The organism is Mesorhizobium sp., assembly GCF_004962925.1.
Classification (GTDB): domain Bacteria; phylum Pseudomonadota; class Alphaproteobacteria; order Rhizobiales; family Rhizobiaceae; genus Mesorhizobium.
Genome location: NZ_SUEO01000403.1, coordinates 1 through 1,009, shown reverse-complemented (window position 1 = coordinate 1,009; position 1,009 = coordinate 1). Strand labels below are relative to the sequence as shown.

Genomic DNA, 1,009 nt, shown 5'->3' with positions numbered 1-1,009 from the left:
ACGTTGCTCGCCGCTGCCGGCATCGGCCTCTATTTCGCTGCGCAGACCGGCGTCTTCAAGTCGGCGGCCCAACTCGATACGGCCCCGCCGCAAACGCCTCCGACGGTGGAGGACGATGATTTCACGCCGCCAAGCGACACGGTCTCGCCGCTGAATCCCGGTGGGGCGGATGAGGATCGCGACTGGATCAATGTGTTTTCGCCGAGCGATCCGGCGCTTGTCAGTGCGCCTTCGGACGCCAAGGCCGAAGTCATGCAGGACGACAGTGGTTCCTTCCTGCGCATCCGGTCGGGCGCCTCCGGCTCGGCCATCAGCTTCGACGTCGGGCAAGGCGTGCTGGAAAAACTCGCTGGCAAGCACGCCGTGTTCGACATCATCGCCCGCTCCGAAGAGGGCAAGGAGACGCAGATCTCCGTCGATTGCAATTTCGGCGAACTCGGCGACTGCGGCCGCAAGCGCTACGCGGTCGGCCATGAGAACAACGAATATCTGTTCGACGTGCGGTTTCCCGACAAGCGTCCGGGCGCTGCCGGCACCATCGCCATCAATTCCGACTTCGACAAGCAGGGCAAGTCGGTCGACATCTACGAGATCCGCGTCTCGATCGTTCCTTGAGCATCGGACCCAAAAGCATGCCCACGGGCTTGACCCGAGGAAACCGGGTTTGGGAAAATCCGATGCTCAAACAAAAAGTCTAACTGTCGAGCAGCGCCTGCAGCGCCTCGATGCGGTCGGCTTCGGCCGCCGGCTTGTCCCAGCGCAGCCGTGAAATGCGCGGAAAGCGCATGGCGACGCCGGACTTGTGCCGTGTCGAGCGGTTGAGCCCTTCGAACGCCACCTCCAGCACGAGGCCTTGACTGCGGTCGGCCCGCACCGAGCGGACCGGGCCGAAACGCTCGATCGTGTTGTCGCGGACATATTTGTCGATCTGCCTCAGTTCCTCGTCGGTGAAGCCGAAATAGGCCTTGCCCACCGGCACCAGTTCCTCCGACCCTTCCGGGCCGGACCA

Annotated in this window: 2 pseudogenes; one reads left to right on the top strand and one right to left on the bottom strand. The window is 63.4% G+C overall.

Going from position 1 to position 1,009, the window contains the following annotated elements:
• A pseudogene (locus E5W87_RS35390) lies at positions 1-615 on the top strand (hypothetical protein); the annotation flags it as partial.
• A 79-nt stretch (positions 616-694) separates the two neighbouring features.
• On the opposite strand, the pseudogene E5W87_RS35385 reads toward E5W87_RS35390, so the two are convergent.
• Positions 695-1,009 (bottom strand): annotated as a pseudogene (locus E5W87_RS35385) (ATP-dependent DNA ligase); the annotation flags it as partial.